Annotated in this window: 11 protein-coding genes; 6 read left to right on the top strand and 5 right to left on the bottom strand. The window is 57.8% G+C overall.

Annotated features, from left to right (window positions below; translation table 11 throughout):
- Both M3O22_07095 and M3O22_07090 read right to left on the bottom strand, forming a co-directional pair.
- Positions 1 to 589: ABC transporter transmembrane domain-containing protein (locus tag M3O22_07095; protein MDP9196511.1), on the bottom strand; the 589-nt coding region annotated here is incomplete at its 3' end.
- A 10-nt stretch (positions 590 to 599) separates the two neighbouring features.
- Positions 600 to 1,043, bottom strand: coding sequence for a hypothetical protein (locus M3O22_07090; GenBank protein MDP9196510.1), 444 nt, complete (start codon positions 1,041 to 1,043; stop codon positions 600 to 602).
- 237 nt (positions 1,044 to 1,280) lie between these two features.
- On the opposite strand from M3O22_07090, the gene M3O22_07085 reads away from it, so the two are divergent.
- On the top strand, positions 1,281 to 1,958 hold the full coding sequence (locus tag M3O22_07085) for a hypothetical protein (protein MDP9196509.1): 678 nt from the start codon (positions 1,281 to 1,283) through the stop codon (positions 1,956 to 1,958).
- Here M3O22_07085 and M3O22_07080 read toward each other — a convergent pair.
- A complete protein-coding gene (locus M3O22_07080) occupies positions 1,955 to 2,275 on the bottom strand; it encodes a hypothetical protein (GenBank protein ID MDP9196508.1) in 321 nt (106 codons plus the stop codon). The two genes, M3O22_07085 and M3O22_07080, sit on opposite strands and share 4 nt — an antisense overlap.
- A 243-nt stretch (positions 2,276 to 2,518) precedes the next feature.
- Between M3O22_07080 and M3O22_07075 the strand changes: the two genes are divergently transcribed.
- From M3O22_07075 to M3O22_07060, 4 genes are all read left to right on the top strand, one after another.
- The gene (locus M3O22_07075) at positions 2,519 to 3,844 is read left to right on the top strand and encodes a hypothetical protein (GenBank protein MDP9196507.1); all 1,326 of its coding nucleotides are present in this window, start codon (positions 2,519 to 2,521) and stop codon (positions 3,842 to 3,844) included.
- Between the two features lie 303 nt (positions 3,845 to 4,147).
- Positions 4,148 to 4,654: a MarR family winged helix-turn-helix transcriptional regulator gene (locus tag M3O22_07070; GenBank protein ID MDP9196506.1), complete on the top strand. Its 507-nt coding sequence runs from the start codon at positions 4,148 to 4,150 to the stop codon at positions 4,652 to 4,654.
- Positions 4,655 to 4,744: 90 nt separating this feature from the next.
- A complete protein-coding gene (gene znuC / locus M3O22_07065; GenBank protein MDP9196505.1) occupies positions 4,745 to 5,542 on the top strand; it encodes a zinc ABC transporter ATP-binding protein ZnuC in 798 nt (265 codons plus the stop codon).
- The gene (locus M3O22_07060) at positions 5,535 to 6,323 is read left to right on the top strand and encodes a metal ABC transporter permease (protein ID MDP9196504.1); all 789 of its coding nucleotides are present in this window, start codon (positions 5,535 to 5,537) and stop codon (positions 6,321 to 6,323) included. The genes znuC and M3O22_07060 overlap by 8 nt, the downstream gene beginning before the upstream one ends.
- Here M3O22_07060 and M3O22_07055 read toward each other — a convergent pair.
- Both M3O22_07055 and tgt read right to left on the bottom strand, forming a co-directional pair.
- Positions 6,320 to 6,913, bottom strand: coding sequence for a hypothetical protein (locus tag M3O22_07055; GenBank protein ID MDP9196503.1), 594 nt, complete (start codon positions 6,911 to 6,913; stop codon positions 6,320 to 6,322). The genes M3O22_07060 and M3O22_07055 overlap by 4 nt on opposite strands.
- A 73-nt stretch (positions 6,914 to 6,986) precedes the next feature.
- A complete protein-coding gene (tgt, locus tag M3O22_07050; GenBank protein MDP9196502.1) occupies positions 6,987 to 8,150 on the bottom strand; it encodes a tRNA guanosine(34) transglycosylase Tgt in 1,164 nt (387 codons plus the stop codon).
- 335 nt (positions 8,151 to 8,485) lie between these two features.
- On the opposite strand from tgt, the gene M3O22_07045 reads away from it, so the two are divergent.
- A partial coding sequence (locus tag M3O22_07045) for a ribonuclease R (protein ID MDP9196501.1) occupies positions 8,486 to 9,219 on the top strand: 734 nt, incomplete at its 3' end.

The following is a 9,219-nucleotide window of genomic DNA, read 5'->3' as shown; positions in this document are numbered from 1 at the left end:
GCTCTTCCTGGCTGCGGCGGGACAGGCGCCGGTTGCGCCCGCTGCGTTTTGCGATATAGAAAGCCGTCAGGGGGAAAACCACAAAGGCCGCGGACGCCAGGGCCCAGTCCTGGTAAAACATGACAGCGGTCAGAAACAGCAGGCTGAAGGTACTGTACCCCAGGCTGGTCAGGGACTCGGCCACGGAATATCGCATGATGCCGGCATCATTGGTCATCCTGGACACCAGATTTCCTGACGGATTGCCGTGGAAAAAGGCCATGTCTGAACGCAGAAGATGGCTGAAAATCTGTAGCTGGATGGTGGCTACGATTTTCTGGCCGATGCTGTTCATGATGACGCTGTGGCCATAGCCAGACAGTCCGCGCAGTGTGAACGCCGCCATGACTGTGCCGGCCACCCACCACAGGGCTTCCCTGTCACGGGCCTGGAATACCCTGTCGATGATGGGTTCCATCAGCTTTGCCAGAAGCGCCGTACACAGCGCCGAGAGAATCATCAGCGCCAGCGCAAGAACCAGCTTTCCCAGATGCGGCCGCAGATACGACCGTACAAGGCGCTTCAGCAATACGGATGTGGAAGTATGCACGGGATACGTCTTACTCCCGCATCTGGGCCTTGGCAATCATCTGCGCCACATGCTCGACGATATCGTCCAGAGCCTTTTCCTCATCAAAGCTCTGGGAGCGGACACGGTTTGAAGGCGCATTTTCATAGGTCACTTCACGGCTCAGGGCCCCCGTAGACAGGTTTACCATCACGGTATACTCCAGCCCCCGGTACTGGATGCTGAAAAAATGGCTCTGGTCCACAATCCGGATCTGGGGATAATCGCGCAGGGCCCTGTGCACGCCGGTCTGCTGGACCTTGCGCACAAAGACGGCCAGCCCCTCAATTCCCTTTTCAACCCGCAGGCGGCCGTCTTCCCGCTGCTGGCGTTTCTCAGCCACAATACGGGCGGCGCGCTGCAGGATCTCGGCGCTGCGGTCACGGGGACGAACGAGGGCCCGGACGTTGTCAAAAGCCAGGGATTCAGAAGCCATGGCGCCCTCTTTCCGGGACCAGGTTTCCGGCCTGCTTCTGTTTCTTTTGTTTCTGTCTTGTCGGTAACACGGGAATCACGTCCCCAATCAGGGTTTCAGTTCGAATCACATCCACATATCTTTCTAGACCAGTTTAATGCTTGCACCAGAAAAAAAACCATTCGCCGGAAATCCTGACAGGATATATACAGAAGGGACAGTCCTCTACCCCATGAAAGTAATATGGAGGGTTACGCTGTGAGACAGATTTTCCTGTGCGCCCTGCTTTTACTGGTCTGTGCAGGCCTTTCTCCGGTCCTGGCGGCTGCACCTCCCGAGACAGCCCTGCTGGCCGGAACTGTCCATACCCGCCCCGATCCTGAATCCCGGGGGAAATCTGCTGGCGGAGCCATCAGACTGCGGGCTGACCGCTATGGCAATGTCTGCCTGATCGGAACCAGCCGGGTTCCCGGCTGCGCATTCATTGCTGCAAAGGATGTAGTCCCTGTTATCAGGATCCTGCGCCAGGCTGCCGACAGAATGACCCGGGTCCGTCCGGTATCTGACACCACAGTCCGGCGTCAGGCCCGATATGTCCTGCCCCTGCCGGCCCGGCCCGGCCATCCCCGCCGCCATACGGGCATGACAGTCAAAACGTTCGTACCGGCCAATACATCGCGGGGATATGTGGCACTGACCCTGCATGATGCCCAGATTGGCGGAGGCGGAGAATATTTCCTGCGCCCGGCAGAGGCAGAACAACTTGCCATCCTGCTGACAGGGGTGCCAGCCGTATCACAGAGGCTTGATATCCGGCTTGTCCGTTACGAGAAACAGGAAGAAGCCCGGGGCAGATATGCGCCGCCCCCGCCCAGGAATGATTCAGCCGGCGACTTTATTTTCAGCCTGCTGCCCCTGCTGGGCTTTTTTCTTTAGGCTGTTTCGTCTTTTTCCCGGGCCGCAGCTGCAGCCTTGCTCAGACTTTTTCCAAAGGCTTCCAGCAGGCTCTTGCTGTGGGCCAGCTGTGCCGCGCTGACATGGGCATCAGTCTTCAGGACAATTCCGGGAGCCTGCCTGAACAGTCTTTCAGAACGCATGGGACCGATACTGTCATCTGCATACATGGCCAGTCCCATGATCATGCCCAGAATGATATCATCCGGCTGGCCCAGACGGTCCAGAAATTCCCGCAGACTGTCCATGATGGCATAGGTCAGAATGGATGTCTGCTCTATGGTATCGCTCTGTGCCATGACACTGTCCCCCTTGCACCCGGCAGAACCCGTTTCTGGATTCGCCGTTCTTCTTCTGTCAGGGCAGGATAGACCAGGCTTTATGACAAAATCCTTAACGGACAGATACAAAAAGAGCAGCCGGGCGGATTCCGTCCCGGCCCCTGTATTTTGCTGGCTTTTCAGAGATCCGGGAGGAAAAAGCTTAACTTTCTATTTATTTTCGTAGTACCCCTGTCCGGGAGAGAGTTGCGGAGAGAAAGCATGACAGCCAAATTTTCCCAGCGGATGACATGGACCGGAATACCTCTTGAGGTTCTGCCTGAAGACGCCGCCAGTGGCACCAGGGATATGGTCTATCACCTGAATCTCGCTTCAGACAGCACACCGGACCAGATCACAGCAGCCCGTATCCTTGTTCTGCAAATTCTGCGCGGCAAATCCGGCATCGCACGGGTTATTTTCCGCGATCCCGGTCTCTGGCACAGAATAATTCCCAAAAACGTTCCGCCCAGAACATTCAGTGTCTACGTCAGCAAGGCTGAGGGCTCCATCCGGCATGTCAATGCAGCACTGGAAACCTTGAGGACGGCCTTTACAAAGGCAAATATTTCCGGTTGGAAAATGACTGCAGATCTGGAAAGCGACGAGACCTTTCCTGACCGGACGGCGCCTGCCAGGGGGCCTGGTCTGGGGGACAACCATAACGGAATTGCTCTGATAACCTGGAGCAGTGATGAGGGACATGTTCCACTGGAAAAACTGTCCTGGCCAGATCTGGCTGCTGTCACACAATCGGATATTCCCGCAATCAGGGACAGGGCTGCAGCAGAAGCAGCAGATGATACGGCCATCAAATCCGCCCCCCTTCCCGTGCTGGATTTTCACAAGAACGCCAGTGCAGAAGCTGTATCCGCTCGCCTGAGCCAACTGAAGCCGGGAATCCTGAAAGTTTTCGAAACCTGTTTTTTCAGACTGGCCAATCTGCGAAGTGCCGCCAGCCTGCAGCCGTTTGTCCATGACCCGTCTCGCCCGAACCATCCGGAAAGATTGACAGACCAGAAAGCCCTGGCCCTGTTACGTGATGCAAAACTTCATATCGAACCCATGGCTGGCATCAACACCATTCTGGGGGACGGGAGAATTCCCCAGGTTTTGCAGGCCGCCATCAGCATCGTGACCTGCCTCGGGCTGTTCCCGATGCCTGATGCGGGGCGGGATCTCCTGAAGTCGTATGTCCTGACCGCACAAATTCCCGAAGGCAGGGGACAGCTGGTGCTTCATGCCCTTCTGACCCTGGGATTCCATCCCCGGCTGGCCAAAAACAATGTCGTTTATATTGAAAGTCCGAACACAGGACTGGCGCTGCAGGCCCTGAGAGCAATGCAAAAAGATCCGGATGCCTTCATCCGGGATTTTTGCGCAGGTGAAGGACTGTTCCTGAATCTTCCGTTGCCGATAAAGGCAGCCTCCAGTTCAGTGCCACCTCCAACAAGGCTGATCCCCAGTGTGGCTGGCCCAGGACCTGTAAGGGAAGGCTCCAGCCCGGCTCCTGGTACTGCGGCCGCCGACCATGTACCTGCACCATAATCACCAATCTGTTTTCAGGCTTTAAATTTCTGTCTGATCCTGCTTTTTCATCTTCCGGATTCCGACTGACAAAATAAAACTTAAAGTTGCTCCAGACCAGCATAAAATATCAAATTTTAATCAAATTATATCTTGTTGCGCGAAATTCATGTCAAAAAGTTATTTTTGATTGTTGACCTTGCCTGTAGGTAATTATAGCATACCTTCAATTGATCCTAAGGTTGTTTTCTGTGAACAACCTGTAATACGCATACTGGCGCAAACCCCCTTGTTTGTTCCGGGCAGACATAAGGCAGGCAGATCATGACCAGCACACCGACAGATACGGCTTTCCCTGCAGAGACAGAGGGGGAGTACACCCTGGCGGCGGGCAGGATCCGCAAGGCCATGCCCCTGTGTGACCAGCTGCGTATTGTTCATCGAACCTACTGCAAGGCTCTGCAGAACCGGATTGCGGCCCATGGCGTCAGCCTCGGCCAGTGGGCGTTCCTGTGCTCACTGTGGGAGGAAGACGGTATTACCCAGCGTGAGCTCAGTCGCAGGGTCGGCATGAAGGAGCCCACAACTGTATCCGCCCTGAATGTCATGGAGCGTCAGGGTATTGTCATCCGTGTCCGCAACACCTTTGACAAGCGCAAGATCAACGTTTTCCTGACAGAAAAAGCCCGGAAAATGCGCGACAGTCTGCTGAAAGTCTCTGCGGATATCGAGCGCCAGGCCCGCCAGTCCATCACCGACGATGATATGGAAAAACTGAACAACCTTCTGTCCCGGATTGTATCCAACCTCAACGGGCGCGCCACGTCCTGAGCTTGTCCGGAAAGTTTGTGTGGAACAGGGAATGGCTACAGGGTAGTGTCCGGAAGGTTTCTCCCTGCAACCCTGTTGCCCCTGCCCTGAATGCCCGAAATCCCTTCTCCAGACACTCTGATCCAGGCCCGGGGTGTATCCGTCCTGCATGATGACAGGACTGTTCTCAGCCAGGTGGATATCGCTGTCAGAACGGGCGAAATCGTCACTCTGGTGGGTCCCAACGGCGCCGGGAAAACCACCCTGGTGAAGGTTCTTCTGGGCCTTGTTCCTGCCGTTTCCGGAACTATACAGAAAAAGCCGGGCCTGCGGGTCGGCTATATGCCCCAGAAACTGGCCATCGATCGCACCCTCCCCCTGACGGTGGGACGATTTCTGTCCCTGTGGCCCCGGACAGGGGATATCCCCGCTGTCCTGCAGGATGTGGGCGTTCCAGGTCTTGCGCGCCGGGATATGCACTCCCTTTCCGGCGGAGAGATGCAACGGGTTCTTCTGGCCCGCGCCCTCCTGCAGAACCCTGATCTTCTGGTGCTGGACGAGCCCGTCCAGGGCGTGGACGTGCACGGGCAGCTGGCCCTGTATAACCTGATCGACAGAATTCGCACACAGCGGGGCTGCGGCGTCCTGATGGTCAGCCACGACCTGCATCTGGTCATGGCCCGCACAGATCTGGTGGTCTGCCTCAATCACCATGTCTGCTGTTCCGGAAAACCGCACGATGTAGGCCGCCACCCCGAATATATCCGCCTTTTCGGACGCCATGCCGAGGCGCTGGCGGTCTATCAGCACATGCACAACCATATCCACAGCACGCAGGGAGACGTGACGGCTCCGGCCCCGGCCGCCGGGGACGATTCTTCCTGTTGCGCGGGAGGGCACCATGGATGACTTCCTGCTGCGGGCCCTGCTGGGCGGAATCGGAATTGCCTGCATGGCCGGCCCGCTGGGTTCGCTCATCCTGTGGCAGCGTATGGCCTGGTTCGGCGACACGCTGGCCCACGGCGCCCTTCTGGGAATCGCCCTGGGTCTGGCCACAGGCGTGGATATCATGGCCGGAGTGCTGGCTGTGGGCCTTGTCATGGCGCTGGTCCTGATCCTGCTGCGGGAAAGACAGGTGATCAGCTCTGACGCCGTTCTGGGAATCATGGCGCATGCCACACTGGCCACTGGACTGATCGTTCTGGGATTCATGGAGCAGGTCCGTGTGGACCTGACCGGCTACCTGTTCGGCGACATTCTGGCCATCAGCCACCAGGACCTGCTGATTCTTGCCGGCGCTGCCCTGGCTGTTCCGGCCGGACTGGCCCTGCTGTGGAAGCGCTTGCTTGCTATCACCCTGGACGAGGATATGGCACGGGTTGAAGGCATTCCCGTAGTCACCACGCGGCTGGCGTTTGTCTGCCTGACAGCCGTGACCGTGGCGGTTGCCATGAAACTGGTGGGGATCCTGCTGCTCTCTGCCCTGCTGATTATTCCCGCAGCACTGGCCAGACGGCTTGCACGCACACCGGAAAGTATGGCCGTCATGGCTGCGGCAGCGGGAATCGCAGCCGTGACCCTGGGACTGTACGGATCAGTGCTGTTCGACCTGCCCACCGGCCCGGCCATCGTCGTGGCCGCCACCCTGATGTTCGTGGCGGGGCAGGTGTTGCAGGCAAGAAAGTATTAGGATCGAAGCGGTTTTTGCGGACAGGTTACCCGGACTTTCGGTTTTTCTTCCGCCGCTTCCGGCAACGAAGCCAGAGAAGTCACCGGGTAACCGGATTCCTGCAGTACAAGTATCAAAAGTGGAAGCTCGCCACTCCAGACCTCACCCCATTGACCAGATATCATTTTCCTTGTTTCCCCGCTGGCTTTCTGGATTTTAGGACGATATTTGGAATCCATCCCGCCGGACAGATGCCGCAAAGCCTCCGGGCCAAGATGTCTGGTCTGGATGCGGAATGATCCCGGTGGAAGATCCTCAACCTCTCCCAGCCTGACCCTGGCGAGACAGGACTCCAGTACCTTTTTCCCGACCCCCATCCTGCGGGCCGCAGTCTCAAAGGCTTCCGTGGAAAATTCGAAAGTACACCCTCCGCCAGGGGAAGCCCGGCTTACCGTGTGCCGGGCCTCTTTTTCCAGGAAAAACCTGATATCATCATCCTGGGTCACAAGCCTGACAGTCTCCTTGTTGGGGACAATACACTCTGCCTTGCGCGGTTTCCCGTATACTCCGGGTATATCTCCAGGTACTTTCAGCCAGATTTCGAAACTCATTACACAATCCTTCTGAAGCAGTTTCCCTGCAGGATAACTGCCAGAAGTTTCCAGAAGGTAAATCCTGACTGTTTCAGGGCAGTACTTTTTCACCGACAGCCAGCGGATCTTTCGTTTCTAGCACATCACCCATTTCCAGGTCTGTTTCCAGCGCCCGGGCCACGTCCTCGAACCGGTTCTGTTCGATGGCGGTGCGCAGGGTGGTCATGATCCACTGGTAGAAATGCAGGTTGTGCCAGGTCAGCAAAATAGGGCCCAGCATTTCTCCCGCCCGGAACAGGTGGTGCAAATACCCGCGGCTGTAGTCCCGGCAGACCGGACAGGCACAGTGGTCATCCAGCGGCCGGTCATCGTGAATATGGCGGGCATTGCGGATGTTGATGGTGCCCTGGCGCACGAAAGCCTGCCCTGTGCGCCCTGATCTTGTAGGCATGACGCAGTCGAACATGTCGATCCCGCGTCGCACTGCACCGATAATATCACTGGGCCGTCCTACACCCATCAGGTACCGGGGCCGGTCTTTGGGCAGCATGGGCATGGTGAAGTCCAGCACGCGGAACATTTCCGCCTGCCCCTCCCCTACCGCAAGTCCCCCCACCGCATAACCGTCAAAACCGATATCCGTCAGGGCCTGGACGGATTCGGCACGCAGATCCTCGTACACGCTGCCCTGCACAATACCGAACAGGCCATAGCCGGGCCGTTCTGCAAAGGCTTTCCGGCTGCGCGCGGCCCATCGCATGGACAGGCGCATGGACTGCGCCGCCTGGTCGTGGGTGGCGGGGAACGGAGTGCATTCGTCAAAACACATGGTGATGTCGGAATCCAGCAGGCGCTGGATGTCCATGGACCGCTCCGGCGTCAGATGATGCGCGCTGCCATCCAGGTGGGAGCGGAACGTCACCCCGTCCTCCTTGATCGTGCGCAGGTCGTTCAGGGACATGACCTGGAACCCGCCGGAGTCCGTCAGGATCGGGCCGGGCCAGTTCATGAATTTATGCAGGCCGCCCAGCTGCGCTACCCGCTCCGCCCCCGGGCGCAACATCAGATGATAGGTGTTGCCCAGGATGATTTCAGCGCCCGTAGTCCTCACATTTTCCGGCAGCATGCCCTTGACCGACCCTGCCGTGCCCACAGGCATGAACGCCGGCGTGTTGATGATGCCATGGGCAGTATGCACCTGCCCGCGCCGCGCCGCGCCATCCGTGGCCAGAAGGGTAAAGGAAAGAGCACTCATGGTGCGGGGCTTACCGCGCCGGCGCAGGGAAAGTCAATGGGAAGGGCACATTTTTACCTTTCCCACTGAGGGACCTTTACATAACCTGCCCCCATCCTTCGACAAGCTCAGGAAGCCCTGAAAATCCGCATCCTGAGCCTGTCGAAGGATAGAGGATGTTCAGAAGCCCTTTAACTTATGCAAAGGTCCCTCAGTGGGAAAGGTAAAGGGCGGCTTGACAAAATGACTTTTTTCCTATATACAGGGCGTCCATGAAACAGAGACGGAATAAATAAGGACAGCTCCACGATGTCAAGAAATGATAAGGAATGTTTACAGATAAAGTCGGATCATCAATGAAAAGACGCGGACGCAAACAGGACCAGGTCCCTTCAGAATCAGACAAATTCTCCCGCCAGTCCGGGAAAAAGGAACGCCGTGGCGGTTCATCATCCCTGCATGGCAATGTGGTTCTGGAAATTACCGGAACCGACACTGACGGAGAAACGCTGGCCAAACCTGTAGAATGGCCACCTGAAAAGCCCCTGCCCCTCATTTTTGTCCGCCCGGAAAAGCGCGGCCACCCACCGCTGGCGGTGGGGGAGCGTATCCTGGCCCGCCTGTCCCGGAACGGACAGGGCGCGTGGGATGCCCGCATCATCCGCATGCTGGGCAAAAGCCTTACCGAACATGTACTGGGCATTCTGGAACAGCGGCCCGACGGACTGCGCCTGCGCCCCACAGACCGGAAGCAGAAGAACGAATTCACGGTGCTGGATGCAGTGGACGCCGAACCGGGAGAGCTGGTCCTGGCGCAAACCCTTCCCTCCCGCCAGAGAGGCATGCAGGCCGTCAGGATCACCGAGCGCCTCGGCCATATGGGCGAGGCCCGCTCCATCAGCCTGATCGCCATCCACACCCACGACCTGCCCACCGTGTTTCCGCCGGACGCCCTGGACCAGGCCAAAGCCGCCCGGCCCGCAACCTTGGGTCACCGCACCGATCTGCGTTCCTTGCCCTTGGTCACCATCGACGGCAGCGATGCGCGGGACTTTGACGACGCCGTGTTCGCCGAGCCAGACACCGATCC

Source organism: Pseudomonadota bacterium (assembly GCA_030775045.1).
GTDB lineage: Bacteria > Pseudomonadota > Alphaproteobacteria > JALYJY01 > JALYJY01 > JALYJY01.
The sequence above is the reverse complement of the archived record's forward strand: the minus strand, read 5'-3'. Positions and strand labels throughout refer to the sequence as shown.